Origin of the sequence: Bacteroides xylanisolvens, assembly GCF_018289135.1 — a bacterium.
In the GTDB taxonomy this organism is placed as follows: Bacteria; Bacteroidota; Bacteroidia; order Bacteroidales; family Bacteroidaceae; genus Bacteroides; species Bacteroides xylanisolvens.
Map to the genome: position 1 here is coordinate 5,659,880 of NZ_CP072216.1, position 25,149 is coordinate 5,685,028.

Consider the following 25,149-nt stretch of genomic DNA (forward strand, 5'->3'; position numbering starts at 1 on the left):
TGTGCTTACTATTCTTCGGCAGACTATGTTTTGCATGTTGTTGGCAAGGTTATTCCTTGACAGGCACAGCCGGTTTGTCTTTGGATGCAGTGTCTGTGACAACTGTATCATTGACATTGGCGGCTAATGCAATCAGTGATGCCTTTGCAGGTGCGTCTTCTTTGGTTACAGTATCTTTTACTACTGTATCATTGACAACTGTCGCATTGATTTCTGTCGGGGCTGTCACAGCTTCCGCAGAACTCTGCGCCTTTACAAGGAATGAACCACCACAAACAAACATAAACATTGCTACTACTAATACTAATTTCTTCATAATCGTTTGCTTTAATGATAATTAGACATATGTTTTCAATTCTCTCTCTTGTGTTAAGGAATTGGTTATTGCTTTTTCGCTAACGTCTAATTAAATATCAAAGCGTGTGCCAAAATAGAAGAATGTATGGTAAGTGGTTGATAAATAAAGATATGTGGAAATAGAACCAATCAGGATGTTGGGGAAGTGTGTGTGGAGTGTGTGGAAATTGTGGCGGGGAGTGTGGAATTATTCCACACTCGTGCAGCTGTTCTCTTGTTCATATCGTACCTCTAATGAGGGAGAGTATTTTTGCTCAAATTGGTGCTGAAATAAAGTTTTCAACAGAAGTACCGGAGAAAATTCAGTTAATCCGATGGTGTTACGGAGTATACTTGTAGATTTACAGAGTTATAAGTCTATATTATACAGTTTCAACTTATTATATAATGTCTTCCGGTCAATATTCAGTAATTGCGCTGCTTTACTCTTATTATTTCCGGTTTGGCGCAGTGCTTCCAGAATATGCTCTTTTTCAGTCTCTTCATTGCGTAGTGCAATACTGGTGCTACTTGATGCAGGAGTTTCTAAAAGCTCGGTTCCCAGTTCCAGTAAAGTGATGAAACTGTTTTGTGCCAATAAAGTTGCTCTTTTGACGATGTTCTTCATTTGGCGCAAATTTCCCGGCCAATGATAATTCAATAAAGCCTGTGATGCTTTCGCGTCAAAACCAATCAGGTGTTTATCCAGTTCCTTGTTTGCCTGGTCGAGGAAGAAGTTGGCAAAGAGTAGAATATCCTCTTTCCGTTCTTTCAGATCGGGCATCCGGAGGGTAAATTCATTGATACGATGATAAAGGTCTTCGCGGAAAGTGCCTTTCTCAATACCCTGTTCCAGGTTCTCATTGGTGGCGGATACCAAACGAATATCTACCGATATCTCCTGTGTAGAGCCTACCGGACGTATTTTTCTCTCTTGCAGAGCACGGAGCAGTTGTATCTGCACTTCGTAACTAAGATTCCCGATTTCATCCAGAAAGATAGTACCGCCATTGGCAGCAACGAAAGCACCGGTTTTATCAGTCAACGCACCTGTAAACGATCCTTTCACATGACCGAAAAACTCGGAAGCCGCCAGTTCTTTCGGGATAGAGCCACAATCTACGGCAATAAACGGCTTATCGCTTCGTTTGCTAAGTTGGTGAATACGGTGTGCCACATACTCTTTTCCAGTTCCGCTGGAGCCGTTGATAAGTACGGACATATTGGTCGGAGCTACCAGGCCTACATAATTGTAGAGTTGTTTGGCTGCGTCACTTTCTCCTTCCAGATAGGCACGGTTGTTTTCTGTTGAATCTTTCGATGAGGTAGAAGAGCCTTTTTTAGAAGACGATTTAGCTGTGTTATGAGTAGCGGGAGTTTCTCCGGACTGCAAACATTCAGAGATTTTCTTCAGTAACTCTTCCGGATTCACCGGCTTGGCGATATAATCACGTGCTCCCAGTTTCATAGCTTGCACGGCAGATTGTATATCCGCATAGCCGGTCATGATAATCAAAGGAATGTCCATGCCTTGTTCGTTCATCCATTTCAGCAGATCAATGCCTTCATGGTCGGGTAGCCGCAGGTCTGATAAAACCAGATCGACGCTTTGGCTTTCGATATGTTTCCGGGCACGGGCAATATTACTCACTGATGATACTTCAAAGCCTTTTTTTCCTAACCAGGTTTTTAGCATCATTCCAAAAGTGATATCATCTTCAACGATCAATATGGAGCTCATCATGTCAGGTTTTGATTCTTTTAAGTCACAAAGGTAAGAGGTTTTGGGTGAAAGTGGTATATTTGCAAACTTAAATTAAATAAAAGTGTTATGAAAAAGATTCTATTGATCATATTAACCATATCGTTTTGCGGACTTACTGCCTGCAAAACCGGAACAAAAAAAGGAGGAGACATGGATAAAGAAACGTTGGTGAAGATTGAAACAACTTTAGGAGACATTGAGGTGAAACTGTATAATGAGACACCGAAACATCGTGATAATTTTATCAAACTGGTGAAGGACGGAGTTTATGAAGGTACACTGTTTCACCGTGTTATCAAAGATTTTATGATTCAGGCCGGTGATCCGGACTCAAAAAATGCGCCGAAAGGAAAAATGCTGGGTACCGGAGACGTAGGTTATACCGTTCCCGCTGAATTTGTATATCCTAAATATTTCCATAAGAAAGGTGCCCTGTCCGCTGCCCGCCAGGGGGATAATGTGAACCCGAAGAAAGAATCTTCCGGTTGCCAGTTCTATATCGTGACAGGTAAAGTGTTTAACGACTCTACTTTGCTGGGAATGGAAAGCCAGATGAATGAGAATAAGATAAATGTTATTTTCAATACACTGGCACAGAAACACATGAAGGAAATCTATAAGATGCGGAAAGCAAACGATGAAAACGGTCTTTATGATTTGCAGGAAAAACTGTTTGCGCAGGCACAGGAAATGGCTGCCAAAGAACCGGAATTCCATTTCACTCCGGAACAGATTGAAGCCTACACTACGGTGGGTGGTACTCCGCATTTGGATGGCGAATATACCGTGTTTGGCGAAGTGGTGAAAGGAATGGACATTGTGGATAAGATCCAGCAGGTGAAAACAGACCGCAGCGACCGTCCCGAAGAAGATGTAAAGATAACAAAGGTGACAATACTTGACTGAATCGTATGAAAATCAACAGGCATATTCTTGATAATGGGTTACGTCTGGTACATTCGCAGGACGAGAGTACGCAGATGGTTGCCCTTAATATATTATATAATGTGGGAGCTCGCGACGAAGATCCCGAGCATACCGGCTTTGCCCATCTGTTCGAACACCTGATGTTCGGAGGGTCGGTGAATATTCCCGATTATGACATGCCGCTTCAATTGGCGGGTGGAGAGAATAATGCCTGGACGAATAATGATATAACCAATTACTACCTCACTGTACCTCGTCAGAATGTAGAAACCGGCTTTTGGCTGGAATCCGACCGGATGTTGAGTCTTGACTTTAGCGAACGGAGCCTGGAGGTACAGCGGGGAGTGGTAATGGAAGAGTTCAAACAGCGTTGTTTGAACCAGCCTTATGGAGATGTCGGACATCTTTTGCGCCCTCTGGCTTATCAGACGCATCCTTATCAATGGCCTACGATCGGAAAAGAGTTGTCGCATATTGCCAATGCTACGCTGGAAGAAGTAAAAGCATTCTTTTTTCGTTTTTATGCTCCTAATAATGCAATATTGGCCGTGACCGGCAATATCTCTTTCGAAGAGGCAGTTGCTTTGACGGAAAAATGGTTCGCTTCTATTCCTCGTCGGGAAGTTCCTTTGCGGAACCTGCCACAAGAACAGGAACAGACAGAAGAACGGCGGTTGACGGTAGAGAGAAATGTGCCTCTCGATGCTTTGTTTATGGCCTATCACATGCCCGACCATCGGCATCCAGATTATTATGCATTTGATATTTTGTCGGATGTGTTGAGCAACGGACGTTCCAGTCGATTGAACCAGCGTTTGGTACAACAGAAACAGTTATTTTCGAGCATAGATGCCTATATTTCAGGCAGTGTAGATGCGGGGTTATTCCATATTAGTGGAAAGCCTTCGGCTGGTGTCACTCTGGAACAGGCGGAAGCGGCAGTAAGGGAAGAACTGGAACTGTTGCAGCACGAACTGGTTGACGAACAGGAACTGGAAAAAGTGAAGAACAAATTTGAGTCCACCCAGATATTCGGTAACATCAATTATTTGAATGTGGCAACCAACCTGGCTTGGTTCGAACTGCTTGGCCGAGCGGAAGACATGGAAAAAGAAGTAGAACGTTATCGTTCTGTCACGGCGGAACAATTGCGGACAGTAGCCCAATCCGCTTTCCGGAAGGAGAACGGAGTTGTGCTTTACTATAAAAGTAAATGAGGATTTTAAGATCCTATTTAAAAGATGATGAAGAGACTATTTGATATATACAAAGACCATTACAAAGCACTAATTTTTCTCGGACTACCGATTGTGATCGGGCAAATAGGAGTGATCGTTCTCGGATTTGCTGATACATTAATGATCGGGCATCATAGTACGATTGAGCTGGGAGCAGCTTCCTTCGTAAATAATGTGTTTAATCTGGCGATTATTTTCAGTACAGGGTTTTCGTATGGACTGACTCCCATTGTAGGAGGGCTGTATGGGACTCATCAGTATGCTCCTGCCGGACAGGCATTACGCAACAGTTTGCTGGCAAACCTGATGGTTGCATTGCTACTGACTATATGTATGACTGTTCTTTATTTGAATATAGAGCATCTCGGACAGCCGGAAGAATTGATTCCTCTGATTAAACCGTATTACCTTGTTTTGCTTGCTTCATTAGTGTTTGTCATGCTTTTCAATGGATTCAAGCAATTCACAGACGGAATAACGGATACCAAAACCGCCATGTGGATATTGCTTGGAGGAAATGTCTTGAATATCATAGGAAACTATATCCTGATTTACGGTAAACTCGGATTGCCCGAATTAGGTTTGTTGGGAGCAGGTATCAGTACGCTGTTTTCGCGTATTGTGATGGTGATTGTATTTATAATCATTTTTATGCGTAGTCCGCGTTTTGTCCGTTATAAGATTGGCTTTTTCCGTTTGGGATGGTCACGCGCTGTATTTGGACGCTTGAATGGACTAGGATGGCCGGTTGCTTTCCAGATGGGGATGGAGACAGCCTCCTTTAGTTTGAGTGCTATCATGATCGGTTGGCTGGGTACGATCGCTTTGGCTTCTCATCAGGTGATGTTGGCTATTTCGCAGTTTACCTTTATGATGTATTACGGTATGGGGGCTGCTGTTGCTGTTCGTGTCAGCAATTTCAAAGGGCAGAATGACATCGTCAATGTACGCCGTTCCGCCTATGCCGGTTTTCATCTGATGATGACATTGGGTGCCGTGCTTTCCTTGATTGTCTTCCTTTGCCGGAATTACTTGGGAAGCTGGTTTACCGACAGCCAGGAAGTGGTTGCTATGGTGACATCTTTAATTTTTCCTTTCCTTGTCTATCAGTTTGGCGACGGGCTTCAAATCACTTTCGCCAATGCTTTGCGTGGAATTTCAGATGTAAAACTAATGATGGTTATCGCCTTTATCGCCTATTTCGTTATTTCGCTTCCCGTAGGATATTTCTGCGGCTTTGTAATGGGATGGGGGATAGTAGGTGTCTGGATGGCATTTCCTTTTGGTCTGACGAGTGCGGGATTAATGCTCTGGTGGCGTTTCCACTACATGACAAAACTTCCCGAACCTCACCCCAAAACCTAATACTTAATACTTAAAATTTTTATCCCAATGGCTTCCTTCCGTTTTACAAAGTTGAAAATAACCGCCGGTTACACTTTGTTACTGGCGATCCTCCTTTTCTCGCTGGTGTTTGTACATCGTGAGATGGAAGCATTGTCGGCAGCCGACGATCAGCAGAACTTAAGAACTGATAGTCTATTGACCCTTCTCCACGAGAAAGATCAAAACACGATTCAGATGTTGCGGGTGTTAAGTGAAGCAAACGACAGTCTTCTCTCTGCTTCGGAGATTGAAGAAATCATTTCCGAACAAGATTCTGTCATTACCCAGCAACGGGTACAACATCGGGTCATTACCAAGCGTGACTCGTTAATAACTACTCCTAAAAAGAAGGGATTCTTCAAACGGCTCGCCGAAGTGTTTTCCCCTTCTAAACAAGACAGTGCCGTATTAGTTAATACATCGCTGGAAGTAGCCACTGATACCATTCTCCAACCGACTACTTCTAAAGATTCTCTTCAGCAGAAAATCCGCATGGCTACCGAAGAAAAACGGTTGCAACGGAAGAAAACCATCCGGCGTACCAGTACGAAGTACCAGCGGATGAATACACAGTTGACGGCACGAATGGATAGTCTGATTAAACAATATGAGGAAGAAATGACCCTGCGTGCCCGTCAGGATGCCGAGCTTCAGCAGGAGGTAAGAATGCGGTCGGCGCGTATCATCGGCGGTATCGCGGTTGGTGCCGTACTATTATCTGCTTTTTTCCTGATATTGATTATGCGGGATATCTCTCGCAGCAACCGTTATCGTCAGCAATTGGAGGTGGCGAATAAACGCGCGGAAGATTTGCTTGTTGCCCGTGAGAAATTAATGCTGGCCATTACCCATGACTTTAAGGCGCCGTTGGGGTCAATCATGGGATATACCGAACTTCTGTCCCGGCTGACAGAAGATGAACGGCAACGGTTCTACCTCGACAATATGAAAAGCTCTTCGGAACATTTGTTGAAACTAGTCAGTGACTTGCTCGATTTCCATCGGCTCGATCTCAATAAAGCGGAAGTGAACCGTGTAACCTTTAACCCTTCCCAGCTGTTCGACGAGATTTATGTCAGTTTCGAACCTTTGACCGCTGCCAAAGGTTTAGCCTTGCAATGTCACGTCGCCCCGGAACTGAACGGAAGATATATCAGTGATCCTTTGCGACTCCGGCAAATAGTGAACAACCTTTTGTCTAATGCCGTAAAGTTTACTCAAAAAGGAGAGATTAGTCTGACAGCCAGCTATGATTCTTCTAAGTTAACCATTGCTATCGCCGATACAGGAAAAGGAATGGCATCAGAAGATCGTGAACGTATCTTCCAGGAGTTTACACGTCTTTCCGGTGCGCAGGGGGAAGAAGGTTTCGGACTCGGACTCTCTATTGTGAAGAAACTGGTAACCTTGCTTGAAGGAACCATTGACGTGCAAAGCACATTAGGAAAAGGAAGCTGTTTTACTGTAACTCTGCCTCTTTATCCGGTAGGTAAATCCATTGCGGAAAGTGAATCTACTGAAAGCGAAAATGCGGATATAACAGAGGAGTCGGCTGTGATTCCTCCGATGAAAGTCATCCGTGTCCTTTTGATCGATGACGATAGGATTCAGTTGAATCTGACTGCTGCCATGTTGAAACAACATGGTATCGATGCGGTATGCTGTGAACAGCTGGAGCAGTTGATTGAACAGCTTCGCTCTTCCGTTTTCGATGTATTGCTAACAGATATACAAATGCCTGCTATTAACGGTTTTGATTTGGTAAAATTATTGCGGGCTTCTAATATACCACAAGCAAAAACAATCCCCGTCATTGCTGTGACCGCCCGTAGCGAAATGGATAAGGCTGCTTTACATGAACATGGCTTTGCCGGTTGTCTGCATAAACCGTTTACAGTAAAAGAATTATTGATGACGGTAAATGAAGGACAACTCTCGGCTGATGAAGCGCATATCACAGAAGATATGGCAACAGCCGGAATAAACTTCTCTGCACTTACTGCTTATTCTGAAGACGATCCGGAAGCGGCATCCTCCATTATTCAGACTTTTATTGAAGAAACAGGTAAGAATATCGAACGGATGCAACAAGCGCTGAACGATAAAGAGGTGGACGGGATAGCTGCTATGGCGCATAAGCTCCTCCCTCTCTTTACAATGATTGGAGTGGATGAAGCAATACCTCTTTTAGAATGGTTGGAGGTACAGCGAGGGCAAGACTTTTCGAAGAAAGTAAAAGAAAAAACCGACCATGTACTCCAAGAGATATTGATAGTTTTGACAAAAGCTAGAGAATACGAGCAATATCTCCTCCAAAAATAAAATAGTTCTCTATATGTGTAGTGACTCTTTTTATCACAGAGTAATGTCGATATATTTGATTTTAATCTAAAATATGTATAACGGAGGTTGCTGACTAGAGGGAAAAAAGAAATTCAATCTCTGAAAAATTACATGATAGCGATTTTATCTATTTAGCCAATGATGATATAGCTTGTTTTAATGAAATAGTTCCAAAATAGATTTTTATGTGTCTTTTATTGTTGGAAAACATAAAAAAGTTTTTTCATTTTAGTGGCTAGAGAAAGCTTCTTTCATTTAATAAGTTTTTTAGAAATCATTCTCTATTAGGCATGTTCTATGATGTATTGATATAGATCTCCAGCTGTATTTAATCGTTCTGCATTTTCTGCAGAAATATCAATTCCATATTCTTCTTCAATTCTCATTATTAATTCAATAAAATCTAAACTATCTAAATTGAGTTCATGAATGAGTTGAGACTCTTTATGTATAAAGGCTGGGTCAATATTACATTGCTCAGAAATAATCTTTTTTAAGAATTCAAATGTGTAGTGAGATAAATCATCTTTATTATTATCAGACTCTTTATTAGGTTTTATTTCTTTACCTTTTTTTTCTATATTCGATGTTGTGAGAACTAACCCTCTTTCATTTGATACTATAGCATGGATTATTACTTCCCATTTTTCTATTATTTTATTTCCGTTTGTATAAGCAATAGTTGAAGTAACTGTTCCTTTCCATGTAATTTCTGTGTTTAAAGTTTTTGCAATGTAATTACCTTTTTCTGACTTATATGTTATTGTAATTATCCAATCTTGATCAGATGAAAAATTAAAAGGTGTAACTGTAGCATCTATATTGGTAACTTCAGAAATAATGTTGGAACGCTGATTCATACATTTTGTAGTACAATTTAAATTAAATGATAAATCGAAATTTGGTATAATGTCATTTTCTGTTTGGAAGATAACAGGCCCATAATTACTGTAGTATTGTTGTGTTTTTGGATAACATAATTTTTTTAGAAGTGCTTTTAGATTTCCAACAGTTTTACAATTGTCTTTTTCAGAATCAAATAACTTTATATTAAATGTTTCTTCTACTTTGTTGAAAAAGGCTTGCATCTTCAATTCATCAGCTCCTATATCTTCAATGAATCTTGTATTATCATTATACATTGATGGGATGATATCTAATATAGTAGAAATTATAGTATTTAATTTCTCATCTATGTCATTTTCATTACTACTAAGAGTTTTAATTACTGGCGGTTCTATCTTTTTAAGGTCGTAAAAATTATAGTCTAACGATTCTTGACATGAGCTTAAATGTAAAACTAAGATACTTCCCATTGTTAATGTACGAATTCTTTTTTTCATAATGATTAATTTTAGAATTAATAATTAAGATGTTTCCTTTTTATTTATAACAGATAATGCTTTGATATCTATTGTCTATTGTATTATGGATAGACTTCTTCACAAATATATGTAATAACTTATAGATTAAAAAATAAAACTTTTTGTTTTACAACATATTATTATGCTGCTATGTTTTGTTTGGAGTAAAACTTTACTAATAATGAATATTAATATCTTGAGAATAGAAATGTCTAGTCATTTTTGAGATAAGATTATTGGAAAACGGTAAATCGTAATAACTATATTTTTTTGTTCCTAAACATTTTACTCATCTCGTCAACCTTTTTTCGGAATAATTTGTTTACTTTGTGTCACCTTATTTACACTGACACATTTTACATGAAACGAAAATGGATACGCTGGGTAAGCTGGATACTGCTTACTCCTATAATACTCTTTGTAATACTAATGGTATTGCTTTATGTTCCTCCCGTTCAGAATCTTTTGCGTCGGGAGGTTACTGCATATGCCTCTAAGGCAACCGGTATGCAGATTCAGGTGGAACGGATAGACCTTCGTTTCCCGCTTAATCTGTTGGTTCGTGGCGTAGAGGTTATTCAACAGCCGGATACTCTTTTGTCTTTGGAAAGCCTGAATGTCCGTGTGCAGGCATGGCCGTTAATAAAAGGAAAAGTCGAAGTGGATGAAGTCACTTTGAGCCGGGTAGCCGTTAATTCAGCCAATTTGATGGAAGGAATGAAGATTAAAGGCGTTTTAGGACGTTTCTTCCTGCAAAGCCATGGTGTTGACTTGTCCAATGAAATAGCGATTATCAATCAGGCCGAACTGTCTGATACCCATGTGCAGTTGCTGATGAATGATACTACCACCACTCCTAAAGATACCACAGCCTCTGCTCCTGTAAACTGGAAAGTGGATCTTCATCAGTTGAAATTAAAGAATGTATCATTCAGTATGCAACTTCCTGTTGATTCCATGCGGATGGCAGCTCATATCGGGGAGGCTGCTATTGATGATGCACAGGCTGATTTGAAAAATCAGTTTTATGGTTTGAAGAAGTTTCTGTTGTCGGGAACTTCCGCCAGTTATGATACAGGAACTGCGCAACCAATAGAAGGTTTTGATGCTTCCCATATTGCCGTTCGTGATGTTCGCATCGCTTTGGATTCCCTGTTGTATAAAGGCAGGGACATGAATGCGGTCATTCGTGAGTTTACAATGAATGAACGTTCCGGATTAAGTGTTGTTTCACTGACAGGTAGAGCATACTCTAACGATTCAATCATTAGTGTTCCCGGTTTAAAACTAAAAACCCCTCATTCTGAAATCGATTTATCTGCCCATACTTATTGGGAACTTGTCAACATCCCGACTACAGGACGTTTGTCCGCCAATCTCAATGCCTATATCGGCAAAGAAGATGTTATGTTATTTGCAGGAGGATTGCCTGATAGCTTTAAAGAAGCCTATCCATTTCGTCCGCTTGTCATTCGTGCCGGTACGGACGGTAACTTGAAACAAATGCAGATTTCCCGTTTTACGGTAGACTTGCCGGGTGCTTTTGCTTTAGAAGGCGGCGGTATGATAGAAAACCTGGCTGACAGCCTGACTCGTACCGGAACCATTGGGCTGAAAATGACAACTCAAAATTTGAACTTCCTGACCGCTCTGTCAGGAGAGGCTCCCAATGGTACGATTGTAGTCCCTGACAGCATGAATCTGGTGGCGAAAGTTGATATCAAAGGTCCTGAATACAAAGCAGGCCTCCGTCTGAAAGAGGGGAAAGGAGCTATGGACGTGAATGCAGCATTAAATACATCTACCGAAGTTTACAAAGCTGATCTGAAGATAGACAATCTGCAACTCCATAACTTCCTTCCGAAAGATTCTATCTACGAACTGTCTCTTTCGGCTGCGGCTAATGGTCGTGGACTGGATGTCATGTCTTATCATTCTTTTGCCAAACTGAATCTTTCATTAGATCAGCTTCATTATGCAAAATATCATCTCTCCAATCTTAATTTGACAGGAGACCTTAAAGGCGCACTGGTCACCGCACATCTGACAAGTGACAATGCTTTATTGAAAATGACAACCGATGCGGAATATAATTTGGCGCACAGTTATCCTGATGGTAAGATAACGGTTGATGTCACTCAACTGGATTTACATGAATTAGGAATCATGCCGCAGCCAATGAAGCGTCCGCTTACTTTTAATTTAGCTGCCGAAGCTCGTCGGGATTTAGTCTCGGCACATTTCGTTTCCGGAGATATGAAACTCGACTTGAGCGCACGTTCCGGCGTTAATCCTTTAATTCGCCAATCTACTCACTTTGTGGATGTATTGATGAAGCAGATTGATGAGAAAGCATTGAACCACGCTGAACTGCGTAAGGCGTTACCGACGGCAGTTTTCTCTTTCTCTGCAGGACAAGAAAACCCTTTGGCATATTTTCTGGCTACTAAAAAGATAGCTTACCATGATGCTTCTGTGAAATTCGGAGCAGCTCCTAATCGGGGAATTAATGGAAAAGCCGCTATTCATGCTCTGAAAGTAGACACCTTGCAACTGGACACGATTTTCTTTACAGTCAAACAAGATACCACACTCATGAAATTGCGTGCCGGTGTTATTAACGGACCGAAGAATCCGCAATTCTCCTTCTCTACTACACTGACAGGAGAGATTCGTGACCGGGATGCGGAACTGCTGGTAGATTTTAAGAATGGAAAAGGAGAAACGGGCGTACTGCTCGGTGTCAATGCACGTCCTTTGTTTGAAGGGCAAGGAAAAGGCGATGGATTAGCTTTCACATTAATCCCGGAAGAACCGATTATCGCCTTCCAGAAATTCCATTTTAATGAGAATCACAACTGGATTTATGTGCATAAGAATATGCGTGTATACGCTAATGTAGATATGTGGGATGATGAAGGAATGGGATTCCGTGTACATTCGGTGCAAGGGGACACTGTTTCTTTACAGAATATTGATGTCGAAATCCGAAGAATCAGTTTAGCCGAATTAAGTAAAGTACTGCCTTACTTCCCGGAAATAACCGGTTTATTCTCTGCGGAAGCACACTACGTGCAGACTGAAAAAGATCTTCAACTCTCGGTTGAATCATCTATTGACGAGCTGACTTATGAACGTCAACGAATTGGTGATGTGACATTAGGAGCTACCTGGTTGCCGGGTGAACAAGGAAAACAATATCTTAACGCTTATCTGAATCATGACAATGTGGAAGTGATGGTGGCAGATGGCAAATTGGTTCCAACCCGGACAGGAAAAGATAGTTTGGAAGTAAATGCTACTCTGGAACACTTCCCACTCCGTGTAGCGAACGTATTCATTCCCGATCAGATGGTTACATTAGCCGGTGATATGGATGGTAATCTGAACATTACCGGTAGCACCGAACAACCTTTGATTAATGGCGAACTGATATTGGATAGTGTTACTGTCCTTTCCCGGCAGTATGGTGCTAACTTCCGGTTCGATAACCGCCCGGTGCAGATAAAGAATAATCGTTTGGAATTTGATAAGTTCGCTATTTATACAACAGGAAAGAATCCATTTACGATTGACGGATCTGTTGATTTCAGAGATATGTCCCGGCCGATGGCAAATCTGAATCTGCTGGCGCAGAACTATACGCTTCTGGATGCCAAACGTACCCGTGAAAGTCTGGTTTACGGAAAAGTATATGCTGATTTCCGGGCAACGGTGAAAGGGCCGTTAGACGGATTGAATATGCGTGGAAACATGAGTTTGCTGGGCAATACAGATGTTTCTTATATATTGACCGATTCACCGTTGACTGTGCAGGACCGTTTGGGAAGTTTGGTAACCTTTACTTCATTTAGTGACACCACGACGGTTGTTCAGCAAGAAGTTCCGACCGTTTCTTTAGGCGGGCTGGATATGGTGATGATGGTGCACATCGACCCGTCCGTTCGTTTGAAAGTCGATTTGGACGCAAGCAATGACAATCGTGTTGAACTGGAGGGAGGAGGTGATCTCTCAATGAAATATACTCCGCAAGGTGATCTGACATTGACCGGACGCTATACGTTGAGCGGCGGTTTGATGAAATATGCTTTGCCTGTCATCGCTGCCAAAGAATTTGCTATCGACAACGGCAGCTATGTGGAATGGACGGGAAATCCTATGGACCCGATGCTGAACTTCAAAGCAACCGACCGTATCCGTGCTTCTGTCTCCGAAGGAGAGAATGGCGGAACACGTATGGTTAATTTCGATGTGTCCATCGTCGTCAAGAACCGACTGGATAATCTTTCTTTCGCCTTTGACGTATCTGCCCCCGAAGACGCAACCATACAAAATGAATTGACGGCTATGGGAGCGGAAGAGAGAGGTAAACAGGCTCTGTATATCATGGTTATGAAAACCTACCTTGGCACCGGACCGATTGGTGGCGGAGGTGGTGGACTGGGTAAACTGAATATGGGTTCTGCATTGAACTCCGTATTAAGTAGCCAAATCAACTCATTGATGGGGAACCTGAAAAATGCCAGCGTTTCTGTTGGTATCGAAGATCACGATCTGTCGGATACGGGTGGTAAGCGTACGGATTACAGTTTCCGTTATTCACAACGTCTCTTCAATAACCGTTTCCAGATTGTAATCGGAGGTAAAGTTTCTACGGGTGAGAATGCGACGAATGACGCGGAATCTTTCATCGATAACATCTCTCTGGAATATCGTTTGGATAGAACCGGAACCCGTTATGTCCGTCTGTTCTACGATAAAAATTACGAAAGTGTACTCGAAGGCGAGATTACGGAAACCGGAGTCGGTCTGGTACTTCGCAAGAAGCTGGATAAACTTAGCGAACTGTTCATCTTTAAGAAAAAGAAGTAAACATGAAAGGTATATATAGTAACATATTAATAAGTTGCCTGATGGGTATCATCTTATTCTCGGGTTGTTCGGTGACAAAGCATCTGCCCGAAGGGGAGGTACTTTATACAGGAGGAAAAACTGTCATACAGAATAAATCGACAACATCGGTAGGAGGGACAGCTCTGACAGAGATTGAGGCGGCCCTTGATAAAACTCCCAGTACGAAGATGTTGGGAGGGCTTCTGCCTATTCCTTTTAAGATGTGGATGTACAATGACTTTGTGAAATATAAAAAAGGATTTGGAAAGTGGATGTTCAACCGTCTGGCTGCTAACCCTCCGGTATTTATTTCCACTGTCAATCCGGAGGTCCGCATCAAGGTGGCTACAAACTTGCTCCGTGATTATGGTTACTTCAATGGGAAAGTGACTTATGAAACATTGGTCGATAAGAAAGACAGCCTGAAAGCAAGTATTCTTTATACGGTAGACATGAAGAATCCTTATTTTATAGATACGGTTTATTATCAGCGTTTCACTCCCCAAACGTTGCGCATTATGGAACGGGGACGTCGAATGTCTTATATAAGTCCCGGCGAGCAGTTTAACGTGGTCGATCTGGATGAAGAGCGTACCCGTATCAGTACGCTGTTGCGTAACCGGGGATATTTTTACTTCCGTCCCGATTATATGACTTATCAGGCAGATACGACATTGGTTCCCGGTGGACATATCAGCCTTCGTCTGATTCCCGTTCCGGGATTACCCGCTGCGGCACAACGTCCTTACTATGTAGGAGATGCTTCTGTTTACCTGTTTGGCAAGAATGGTGAGGCGCCCAATGACAGCATGATGTATAAGAATCTGAATATACATTATTATAAGAAATTGCAGGTACGTCCGAATATGCTTTATCGTTGGTTGAACTATCAACAGTTTGTGCGGAATGCACAGATGCGGGCTTCCAATCGCACTCGTCTTTACAGTCAGTATCGACAGGAGCAGGTGCAGGAGAAACTTAGCCAGTTGGGAATCTTCAGTTATCTGGATTTACAATATGCTCCGAAAGATACGACAGCCGTTTGTGATACGCTGAACGTAACCATGCAGGCCACGTTTGCTAAGCCGCTGGACGCCGAACTGGAATTGAATGTCGTAACCAAAAGTAACGACCAAACCGGTCCCGGGGCATCATTCGGCGTCACCCGGAACAATGTATTCGGAGGTGGCGAGAGCTGGAACGTGAAGCTGAAAGGCTCTTATGAATGGCAAACCGGCGGAGGAGAAAAAAGCTCTTTAATGAACAGCTGGGAGATGGGAGTTTCTACTTCTCTGACTTTCCCGCGCGTGGTTTTCCCGCATTGGGGGAAAAGGGAGTTTGACTTCCCAGCTACCACTACATTCCGTTTATACATCGACCAGTTGAACCGTGCCAGGTATTATAAACTATTGTCATTCGGCGGAAATGCTACCTACGATTTCCAACCGACACGTACAAGCCGTCATAGTATTACCCCTTTCAAACTGACATTCAACGTCCTTCAACACCAATCGGAAGAGTTCAGGGAAATTGCCGATGCCAATCCTGCATTATATATCAGTTTGAAAGACCAGTTTATTCCTGCTATGGAATATACCTATACGTATGATAATGCTTCCGCACGCGGTATTAAAAATCCGATTTGGTGGCAATCGACTGTAACCTCTGCCGGTAACCTGACCTCGGTGATTTACCGTGCTTTCGGTCAGTCTTTCAGCAAAGAGGACAAGCGTTTGCTGAACGTCCCTTTCGCGCAGTTTGTGAAACTGAATACGGAATTCCGCCATTTGTGGAATATGGACAAGAATAATAAGATTGCTTCCCGTGTAGCTTTGGGCGCTCTCTTCGCCTACGGTAATGCAACGATAGCCCCTTACAGCGAACAATTCTATGTGGGTGGTGCCAACAGCATCCGCGCTTTTACGGTACGTAGCATCGGCCCGGGCGGATACCATCCGGCGGAAAGCCGCTACTCTTACCTCGACCAGACGGGTACTTTCCGTTTTGAGGCAAATGTAGAATACCGTTTCCGTATCTTTAAGAGCATTTGGGGAGCCACTTTCCTGGATGCGGGAAACGTTTGGCTGATGCGCAAGGATGAGGCACGTCCCAATTCACAACTCGAACTGAAAACGTTCCCGAAACAGATTGCTCTGGGCACCGGTGTCGGTATTCGTTATGATATGGATATTCTTGTGTTCCGTCTTGATTTCGGTATTCCTTTGCATCTGCCTTACGATACAGAACGAAGCGGATATTACAATGTCACAGGATCCTTTATGAAGAATCTGGGAATACATTTTGCTATCGGTTATCCCTTCTAACGTTCTTTCTTTGTCTTGAAACAAAGAAAGAACCAAAGAAAATTCAAGGCTGCGTTTTTCCGGCTACTCCGGTGTTCTCTCCGGCTAAAGGGCAGAAACTCGCTTCGCTCAAACAGTCTGCCCTTTTTAACGCTGGAGAAAACGCCTGCGCTTAACGCCGGAAAAACGAGGCCGATCCCCTTTCGGCGTGTTTGCTGCATAGGTTAATGAATTACCGGATTTCTTGATTTGTCATTGATGTACTTTTGATTCTGCATAGGTTTACATGCCGAAAGGTTTTCCGACCTACTTTTTTCTCCGTTAAGCGAACACCCGTAACGAAGCGTTAAAAAGGGCAGATTGTTTGAGCGAAGCGAGTTTCTGCCCTTTAGCGTAGTGAAGGGTGTGAGTAGGAGAAAAAAGTCAGTCTTGAATTTTTCTTTGTTTCTTTCTTTTGTTTCAAGACAAAAGAAAGAAAGTTTTTGTAAATTTGCAACGAAATCTGATGCCGTTGACATCACTAACCTTTTAATATTACACAATTTATGAAACCAACTTTATTCTTATTGGCAGCCGGTATGGGTAGCCGTTATGGAGGCTTGAAGCAATTAGACGGACTGGGTCCTAATGGCGAAACTATTATGGATTACTCAATCTATGATGCTATCAATGCCGGATTTGGCAAACTTGTATTTGTAATCCGCAAAGATTTTGAACAAGATTTCCGTGATAAAATTATTTCCAAATACGAAGGTCACATTCCTTGCGAACTGGTATTTCAATCAATCGACGATCTTCCGGAAGGCTTTACTTGCCCGGCAGACCGTACCAAACCTTGGGGTACTAACCATGCAGTAATGATGGGTGCTGATGTGATTAAAGAACCGTTTGCAGTGATTAACTGTGATGACTTCTATGGTCGTGATTCTTTCCAAGTGATGGGTAAATTCCTTTCTGCTCTTCCTGAAAATTCAAAGAACGTTTATTCAATGGTAGGTTTCCGTGTAGGAAATACATTGAGCGAAAGCGGTACGGTATCTCGTGGTATCTGTAGTACAGATGCTAAAGGATTGTTGACATCTGTAGTAGAACGTACGAAGATTCAACGTTTGGACGGTGAAGTGAAATATATCGGTGATGATGGCGAATGGACGGCTACTCCCGATACGACTCCGGTAAGTATGAACTTCTGGGGCTTCACTCCTGATTACTTCGCTTACAGCCAGGAATTCTTCAAGACTTTCTTAAGCGATCCGAAGAATATGGAAAATCTGAAGAGCGAGTTCTTCATCCCATTGATGGTAGATAAATTGATTAATGACGGAACTGCTACTGTTGAAGTACTGGATACTACCAGCAAGTGGTTCGGGGTTACTTATCCGGAAGACCGTCAGAGCGTAGTAGACAAGATTCAGGCATTGGTAGATGCCGGTGAATATCCTGCTAAGTTGTTCTAAAGAAGAGCCATTGATTAAGATAGAGAGCAGTCATTCATAAGAATGACTGCTTTTTTTGTTTTTCATAACGTATCATACTAAGTAGTATCTAATAAATATTCAGTATCTTTGCAGTCCAAAATGTTATAAATCAGAAGCAGAAGTGATTTCAGTAGAAGGATTATCAGTAGAATTTAATGCGACGCCGCTTTTTGAGGACGTCAGCTATGTAATTAATAAGAAAGACCGCATTGCGCTGGTCGGCAAAAATGGTGCCGGCAAATCAACCATGCTGAAGATATTGGCAGGTTTGCAGTCACCGACACGCGGAGTGGTAGCTACTCCGAAAGATGTAACCATCGGATATTTGCCACAGGTCATGATTCTTTCCGACAACCGGACGGTGATGGGAGAGGCAGAACTGGCATTCGAACATATATTTGAGCTTCAGGCGAAGTTGGAACGGATGAATCAGGAACTGGCGGAACGGACAGACTATGATTCGGAAGAATATCATCAGTTGATAGACCGTTTCACGCATGAAAACGACCGCTTCCTGATGATGGGCGGTACGAACTTTCAGGCGGAAATCGAACGGACACTTCTTGGATTGGGATTCAGCCGGGAAGATTTTGAGCGCCCTACTTCGGAGTTTTCCGGTGGATGGCGTATGCGTATCGAATTGGCAAAATTGCTTTTACGTCGCCCGGACGTGCTTTTGCTCGATGAGCCGACCAATCACCTTGATATTGAAAGTATCCAATGGTTGGAAAACTTTTTGTCTACACGTGCCAATGCAGTCGTATTAGTCAGCCATGACCGTGCTTTCCTGAATAACGTAACTACCCGTACCATCGAAATCACTTGCGGTCAGATTTACGACTACAAAGTGAAGTACGATGAGTTTGTAGTCCTGCGTAAAGAACGCCGTGAACAACAGCTCCGTGCTTACGAAAATCAGCAGAAACAAATACAGGATACAGAAGACTTCATCGAACGCTTCCGCTATAAAGCAACGAAAGCCGTACAGGTGCAAAGCCGTATCAAGCAACTGGAAAAGATAGACCGCATCGAAGTAGATGAGGAAGATAATTCCGCCTTGCGTTTAAAATTCCCTCCAGCCAGTCGTAGCGGAAACTATCCTGTGATTTGCGAAGATGTGCGCAAAGCGTATGGCAGCCATGTCGTTTTCCATGATGTCAACCTGACTATCAACAGGGGAGAGAAAGTGGCTTTCGTCGGGAAGAACGGAGAGGGTAAGTCTACCTTGGTGAAATGTATCATGGACGAGATTGATTTCGAAGGCAAACTAACGATCGGACATAATGTACAAATCGGTTATTTTGCGCAGAACCAGGCACAAATGTTGGATGAGAACCTGACTGTATTTGATACGATTGACCGGGTAGCGACAGGAGATATCCGTCTGAAGATACGTGATATACTGGGAGCTTTCATGTTTGGAGGCGAAGCTTCGGATAAAAAGGTGAAAGTCCTTTCCGGAGGAGAACGTACGCGATTGGCGATGATTAAACTTCTGCTGGAACCCGTAAATCTACTGATTCTGGACGAACCGACCAATCATTTGGATATGCGTTCGAAAGATGTTTTGAAGGAAGCTATCCGCGAATTTGACGGAACAGTGATTCTTGTCAGCCACGACCGTGATTTTCTGGATGGACTTGCGACTAAAGTATATGAGTTTGGCGGTGGACTTGTAAAAGAACACCTTGGAGGTATCTATGAATTCTTGCAAAAGAAAAAGATAGATAGCTTGAACGAGCTTCAGAAAGGAGCGGGATTGTCGGCTTCTCCTACGGCTTCAGCTAAAGGTAATGAACCTGAAACCGGTCAGCCTTCGGAGAATAAGCTCTCTTACGAAGCCCAGAAAGAACTTAATAAGAAGATTAAGAAACTCGAACGTCAGGTGGCGGACTGCGAAGCCTCAATAGAGGAAACCGAATCCGCGATTGCTATCGTGGAAGCGAAGATGGCAACCCCCGAAGGAGCTTCGGATATGCAGCTCTATGAATGGCATCAAAAACTGAAACAGCAGTTGGATACAATCGTTGAAGAGTGGGAGCGGGTTTCGATGGAACTGGAAGAAACGAAAAATTAGAACAAAACGCATACTTCCGGGCACTATGTGAGAGAAACGTTATACCTTGGTAGAAGGTATTCCTGGCGGGTATCTGTTTCTCGGTGTCGAAACAGGTGTTTCTCGTTGAGGAACGAGGCGTTCCTCGGTGTCGGTCACCTTCCTCCTCGGTGCCGGACTGCGGGTAGGATGATTGTTGATTAGAGAGACTATTTAATTATTTATACAATATGAAAGTAACCAAGTATTTACCAATTCTTGCCGTATGCCTTATGACAACAGGATGTAACAGTAAGAAAGAGGCCGTGCTGACGTCCGGTATCGACCTTGCTAATCTGGATACCACGGCTATGCCGGGTACAAGTTTTTATCAATATGCCTGTGGAGGTTGGGTGAAAGATCATCCGCTGACAGACGAGTATTCACGTTTCGGTACATTCGACATGTTGCGCGAAAACAGTCGTGAACAACTGAAAGCATTGATTGCCGAATTGGCAGCGAAGAAAGATAATGCACCGGGCAGTGCTGCGCAGAAAATAGGCGATCTTTATAATATCGCAATGGATAGCGTGAAGCTGAACCAGGAAGGTGTAGCTCCGATCAAAGCAGAACTGGCAGCCATTGACGCTCTCAAGGATAAAGGAGAAATCTATGCATATATCGCAGAGAGCCAGAAGAAAGGCATCCGTCCTTACTTCACCATGTTCGTAAGTGCGGATGATATGAACAGTTCCATGAATATCGTACAGACCTATCAAGGTGGTATCGGAATGGGACAGCGTGACTATTATCTGGAGAATGACGAGCAGACTAAAAACATTCGTAATAAATATCAGGAACATATCGCCAAAATGTTCCAGTTGGCAGGTTATGATGAGGCTACTGCACAGAAAGCTGTGAAAGCAGTGATGAACATCGAAACTCGCCTGGCGAAAGCGGCTCGTTCACAAGTGGAATTGCGTGATCCTCATGCTAATTATAACAAGATGGATAGGGCGACGCTGAAAAAGAACTTCCCTACTTTTGACTGGGATACTTATTTCACTGTTTCCGGTTTGAAAGATTTGGAAGAAGTGAACGTAGGTCAGCCTGCTGCCATGAAGGAAGTAGCCGATGTGATTAATACCGTATCACTGGACGATCAGAAATTGTACCTCCAATGGGGATTGATAGATGCTGCTGCTTCTTATCTAAGCGATGATTTTGAAGCACAAAACTTCGACTTCTACAGCAGGACAATGTCTGGTAAGAAAGAAATGCAACCTCGCTGGAAACGTTCCGTGAGCACCGTAGATGGTGTTCTTGGCGAAGTGGTAGGACAGATGTATGTAGAGAAGTACTTCCCGGCTGCTGCCAAAGAACGTATGGTTACACTGGTGAAGAACCTGCAAACTTCTTTAGGAGAACGTATCAAAGGTTTGGAATGGATGAGTGAACCGACCAAAGAAAAAGCGTTGGAGAAACTGGCAACCTTCCATGTAAAAATAGGTTATCCTGATAAATGGAAAGATTACTCCGCACTGGAGATCAAAGATGATTCTTACTGGGCAAATATCGAGCGTGCCAACGAATGGGATTACAACGAAATGATTGCCAAAGCCGGCAAACCGGTAGACAAGGATGAATGGTTGATGACTCCTCAAACAGTGAACGCTTATTATAACCCGACTACCAATGAAATCTGCTTCCCGGCAGCTATCCTGCAACCTCCGTTCTTCGATATGAATGCGGACGATGCTATGAACTACGGTGCAATCGGCGTGGTAATCGGCCATGAGATGACTCATGGATTTGACGATCAGGGACGTCAATATGACAAAGACGGAAACCTGAAAGACTGGTGGACAGAAGAAGATGCTAAAAAGTTCGAAGAACGGGCACAGGTGATGGTTAACTTCTTTGACAGCATCGAAGTTGCTCCGGGCGTACACGCAAACGGTAGTCTGACACTTGGAGAGAACATTGCCGACCACGGAGGTTTGCAAGTTTCTTTCCAGGCATTCAAGAATGCAACAGAAGCCGCACCGTTGGAAATTGTTGACGGATTTACTCCGGAACAACGTTTCTTCCTGGCTTACGCTAATGTGTGGGCAGGAAATATCCGTCCGGAAGAAATTCTCCGATTAACCAAACTTGATCCTCACTCATTAGGCAAATGGCGTGTGGACGGTGCTCTTCCTCATATCCAGAATTGGTATGAAGCATTCAAAATCACTGAACAGGATTCGATGTTCGTACCTAAAGAAAAACGAGTGTCTATTTGGTAATAGTTTTTGAATAGAGAATATATATGCGAAGAGGCGTTGATTTTCCGTTGAGGAGAGTCAACGCTTTTTTTTATTAATTCACACCTTATTTATTACGTACGATAAACAATATTTCGTAACTTTGCACACCAAATACTTAATAAGCAATTCAATGTCAGAGTCTAAAAGAATAAAAACTGCATTGGTATCTGTATACCATAAAGAAGGTTTGGATGAAATTATTACCAAACTTCATGAAGAGGGAGTAGAGTTTTTGTCGACAGGCGGAACTCGTCAGTTTATTGAATCATTGGGATATCCTTGCAAGGCAGTGGAAGATTTGACCACTTATCCTTCTATTCTCGGTGGTAGAGTAAAGACATTACATCCGAAAATTTTCGGAGGTATTCTTTGTCGTCGCGGCCTGGAACAGGATATGCAACAGATTGAGAAATATGAAATTCCCGAGATAGATCTGGTTATTGTTGATTTGTATCCGTTCGAAGCTACCGTAGCTTCCGGTGCATCTGAAGCAGACATTATTGAAAAAATCGATATAGGCGGAATCTCACTGATTCGTGCCGCAGCCAAGAACTACAACGATGTAATCATCGTAGCTTCTCAAGCTCAATACAAACCATTATTGGATATGTTGATGGAGCACGGCGCTACTTCTTCACTTGAAGAACGTCGCTGGATGGCTAAAGAAGCATTTGCCGTTTCTTCTCACTACGATTCGGCTATTTTCAACTATTTCGATGCCGGCGAAGGTTCTGCTTTCCGTTGCTCTGTTAATAGCCAGAAGCAACTTCGTTACGGTGAGAACCCACATCAGAAAGGTTATTTCTACGGAAATCTGGAAGCAATGTTCGACCAGATTCACGGAAAAGAAATCTCTTATAACAATCTTCTTGACATCAACGCAGCCGTTGACCTGATCGACGAATTCGATGACCTCACTTTCGCTATCCTGAAACACAACAACGCTTGCGGATTAGCTTCCCGTGCTACAGTTTTGGAAGCTTGGAAAGACGCATTGGCCGGTGATCCGGTTTCTGCTTTCGGCGGTGTATTGATTACGAATGGTGTCATCGACAAAGAAGCTGCGGAAGAAATCAACAAGATTTTCTTCGAAGTGATTATCGCGCCGGATTATGATGTGGATGCACTCGAAATCCTGGGACAGAAAAAGAACCGCATCATCCTCGTTCGTAAGGAAGCTAAATTGCCTAAGAAACAATTCCGCGCTTTGCTGAATGGCGTATTGGTGCAGGATAAAGATACTAATATTGAAACGGTAGCCGACCTGAAAACCGTGACAGACAAAACTCCTACTCCGGAAGAAGTGGAAGATATGTTGTTTGCCAACAAAATTGTAAAGAACAGCAAATCCAACGCCATCGTATTGGCAAAGGATAAACAACTTCTTGCAAGCGGTGTAGGACAGACTTCACGTGTAGACGCATTGAAACAAGCAATTGAAAAAGCCAAATCATTCGGTTTCGACCTGAATGGTGCAGTAATGGCTTCCGATGCCTTCTTCCCGTTCCCCGACTGTGTGGAAATTGCAGATAAAGAAGGTATTACGGCTGTTATCCAACCGGGAGGTTCGGTAAAAGACGATTTATCATTTGCTTATTGCAATGAGCACGGTATGGCGATGGTGACTACCGGTATCCGTCATTTTAAACACTAATATTAATGAAGAATGAAGAACTAATAATGAAGAATGACTGTACGTGACAGCATCCTCATTCTTAATTCTTCATTCTTAATTCTTCATTTAAAAATATGGGATTATTTTCTTTTACACAAGAGATAGCAATGGACTTGGGCACAGCCAATACTATCATCATCACGAACGGAAAAATCGTGGTGGATGAGCCTTCGGTTGTAGCTTTGGATCGCCGTACAGAAAAGATGATTGCCGTGGGGGAAAAGGCGAAGTTGATGCATGAAAAAACCCACGAAAACATACGTACCATCCGTCCGTTGAGAGACGGAGTGATTGCCGACTTCTATGCTTGCGAGCAGATGATGCGCGGTTTGATAAAGCAGGTGAATACTCGCAACCATTTGTTTTCACCTTCTCTTCGCATGGTGATTGGCGTTCCTTCGGGAAGTACGGAAGTCGAACTCCGTGCTGTCCGTGACTCTGCGGAACATGCCGGCGGTCGTGATGTTTATTTGATTTTCGAGCCGATGGCTGCGGCAATCGGTATCGGCATCGATGTGGAAGCTCCGGAAGGAAACATGATTGTCGATATAGGTGGTGGATCTACGGAAATTGCCGTTATCTCTTTGGGAGGTATCGTTTCCAACAACTCCATCCGCACAGCCGGTGATGACCTGACAGAGGATATTCGCGAATATATGAGCCGTCAGCATAATGTGAAAGTCAGCGAGCGTATGGCAGAACGTATCAAAATCAATGTAGGTGCTGCTTTAACCGAACTGGGTGATGATGCTCCGGAAGATTATATCGTTCACGGTCCGAACCGTATCACGGCTCTTCCGATGGAAGTGCCTGTATGCTACCAGGAAGTAGCTCACTGTCTGGAGAAATCAATTTCAAAGATCGAAACTGCTATCTTGAGTGCGTTGGAAAATACACCTCCTGAACTGTATGCTGATATTGTGCACAATGGTATCTATCTCTCCGGAGGTGGTGCATTGCTTCGCGGACTGGATAAGAGATTGACCGATAAGATCAACATTCCTTTCCATATTGCGGAAGATCCTTTGCATGCAGTTGCCAAAGGTACAGGAGTGGCATTGAAGAACGTAGACCGTTTCTCTTTCTTAATGAGATAA

The 25,149-nt window shown here is 43.0% G+C and carries 14 protein-coding genes; 11 read left to right on the forward strand and 3 right to left on the reverse strand.

What is annotated here, in order from left to right; genetic code table 11:
- Positions 1–49: 49 nt before the first annotated feature.
- Positions 50–316, reverse strand: coding sequence for a hypothetical protein (locus INE92_RS23285; RefSeq protein WP_007755811.1), 267 nt, complete (start codon positions 314–316; stop codon positions 50–52).
- Between the two features lie 390 nt (positions 317–706).
- Positions 707–2,080: a sigma-54-dependent transcriptional regulator gene (locus tag INE92_RS23290; protein WP_008645251.1), complete on the reverse strand. Its 1,374-nt coding sequence runs from the start codon at positions 2,078–2,080 to the stop codon at positions 707–709.
- An 87-nt stretch (positions 2,081–2,167) separates the two neighbouring features.
- Here INE92_RS23290 and INE92_RS23295 point away from each other — a divergent pair, with 87 nt between their 5' ends.
- From INE92_RS23295 to INE92_RS23310, 4 genes are read left to right on the forward strand one after another with little or no spacing between them, the layout of a single operon-like run.
- Positions 2,168–3,007, forward strand: a complete 840-nt coding sequence (locus INE92_RS23295; RefSeq protein ID WP_008645252.1) for a peptidylprolyl isomerase — start codon at positions 2,168–2,170, stop codon at positions 3,005–3,007.
- Between the two features lie 5 nt (positions 3,008–3,012).
- A complete protein-coding gene (locus INE92_RS23300; protein WP_008645253.1) occupies positions 3,013–4,245 on the forward strand; it encodes a M16 family metallopeptidase in 1,233 nt (410 codons plus the stop codon).
- 27 nt (positions 4,246–4,272) lie between these two features.
- Positions 4,273–5,631 (forward strand): MATE family efflux transporter, encoded by a 1,359-nt coding sequence (locus INE92_RS23305; RefSeq protein ID WP_008645254.1) that lies wholly within the window; start codon positions 4,273–4,275, stop codon positions 5,629–5,631.
- Positions 5,632–5,658: 27 nt separating this feature from the next.
- Positions 5,659–7,974, forward strand: a complete 2,316-nt coding sequence (locus INE92_RS23310; RefSeq protein WP_008645255.1) for a hybrid sensor histidine kinase/response regulator — start codon at positions 5,659–5,661, stop codon at positions 7,972–7,974.
- Positions 7,975–8,279: 305 nt separating this feature from the next.
- On the opposite strand, the gene INE92_RS23315 is transcribed toward INE92_RS23310, so the two are convergent.
- Positions 8,280–9,338 carry an acyl carrier protein gene (locus INE92_RS23315; protein ID WP_004313045.1) on the reverse strand — a complete coding sequence of 353 codons (1,059 nt, stop codon included), beginning with the start codon at positions 9,336–9,338 and terminating at the stop codon, positions 8,280–8,282.
- 381 nt (positions 9,339–9,719) lie between these two features.
- Between INE92_RS23315 and INE92_RS23320 the strand changes: the two genes are divergently transcribed.
- The 7 genes from INE92_RS23320 to INE92_RS23350 all read left to right on the forward strand — a co-directional run bounded on the left by INE92_RS23320 (position 9,720) and on the right by INE92_RS23350 (position 25,149).
- The gene (locus INE92_RS23320; RefSeq protein ID WP_061448206.1) at positions 9,720–14,231 is read left to right on the forward strand and encodes a translocation/assembly module TamB domain-containing protein; all 4,512 of its coding nucleotides are present in this window, start codon (positions 9,720–9,722) and stop codon (positions 14,229–14,231) included.
- 2 nt (positions 14,232–14,233) lie between these two features.
- A complete protein-coding gene (gene tamL, locus INE92_RS23325) occupies positions 14,234–16,576 on the forward strand; it encodes a translocation and assembly module lipoprotein TamL (RefSeq protein ID WP_061448207.1) in 2,343 nt (780 codons plus the stop codon).
- Between the two features lie 524 nt (positions 16,577–17,100).
- Positions 17,101–18,012 (forward strand): nucleotidyltransferase family protein, encoded by a 912-nt coding sequence (locus INE92_RS23330; RefSeq protein ID WP_004299937.1) that lies wholly within the window; start codon positions 17,101–17,103, stop codon positions 18,010–18,012.
- Positions 18,013–18,154: 142 nt separating this feature from the next.
- Positions 18,155–20,110 carry a ribosomal protection-like ABC-F family protein gene (abc-f, locus tag INE92_RS23335; protein ID WP_195436591.1) on the forward strand — a complete coding sequence of 652 codons (1,956 nt, stop codon included), beginning with the start codon at positions 18,155–18,157 and terminating at the stop codon, positions 20,108–20,110.
- A gap of 209 nt (positions 20,111–20,319) precedes the next feature.
- Positions 20,320–22,356, forward strand: coding sequence for a M13 family metallopeptidase (locus tag INE92_RS23340; RefSeq protein ID WP_195436590.1), 2,037 nt, complete (start codon positions 20,320–20,322; stop codon positions 22,354–22,356).
- Between the two features lie 151 nt (positions 22,357–22,507).
- Entirely contained in the window at positions 22,508–24,031 is a 1,524-nt protein-coding gene (gene purH / locus INE92_RS23345; RefSeq protein WP_004299940.1) for a bifunctional phosphoribosylaminoimidazolecarboxamide formyltransferase/IMP cyclohydrolase, read from the forward strand.
- 95 nt (positions 24,032–24,126) lie between these two features.
- Positions 24,127–25,149 (forward strand): rod shape-determining protein, encoded by a 1,023-nt coding sequence (locus INE92_RS23350; RefSeq protein WP_004299941.1) that lies wholly within the window; start codon positions 24,127–24,129, stop codon positions 25,147–25,149.

Coding starts and splice junctions, on each gene's coding strand:
- tamL (WP_061448207.1), top strand. CDS start 14,234: ATGAAAGGTATATATAGTAACATATTAATAAGTTGCCTGATGGGTATC.
- INE92_RS23340 (WP_195436590.1), top strand. CDS start 20,320: ATGAAAGTAACCAAGTATTTACCAATTCTTGCCGTATGCCTTATGACA.
- INE92_RS23330 (WP_004299937.1), top strand. CDS start 17,101: ATGAAACCAACTTTATTCTTATTGGCAGCCGGTATGGGTAGCCGTTAT.
- INE92_RS23315 (WP_004313045.1), bottom strand. CDS start 9,338: ATGAAAAAAAGAATTCGTACATTAACAATGGGAAGTATCTTAGTTTTA.
- INE92_RS23295 (WP_008645252.1), top strand. CDS start 2,168: ATGAAAAAGATTCTATTGATCATATTAACCATATCGTTTTGCGGACTT.
- INE92_RS23285 (WP_007755811.1), bottom strand. CDS start 316: ATGAAGAAATTAGTATTAGTAGTAGCAATGTTTATGTTTGTTTGTGGT.
- INE92_RS23305 (WP_008645254.1), top strand. CDS start 4,273: ATGAAGAGACTATTTGATATATACAAAGACCATTACAAAGCACTAATT.
- INE92_RS23350 (WP_004299941.1), top strand. CDS start 24,127: ATGGGATTATTTTCTTTTACACAAGAGATAGCAATGGACTTGGGCACA.
- INE92_RS23310 (WP_008645255.1), top strand. CDS start 5,659: ATGGCTTCCTTCCGTTTTACAAAGTTGAAAATAACCGCCGGTTACACT.
- INE92_RS23300 (WP_008645253.1), top strand. CDS start 3,013: ATGAAAATCAACAGGCATATTCTTGATAATGGGTTACGTCTGGTACAT.
- INE92_RS23320 (WP_061448206.1), top strand. CDS start 9,720: ATGAAACGAAAATGGATACGCTGGGTAAGCTGGATACTGCTTACTCCT.
- INE92_RS23290 (WP_008645251.1), bottom strand. CDS start 2,080: ATGATGAGCTCCATATTGATCGTTGAAGATGATATCACTTTTGGAATG.
- purH (WP_004299940.1), top strand. CDS start 22,508: ATGTCAGAGTCTAAAAGAATAAAAACTGCATTGGTATCTGTATACCAT.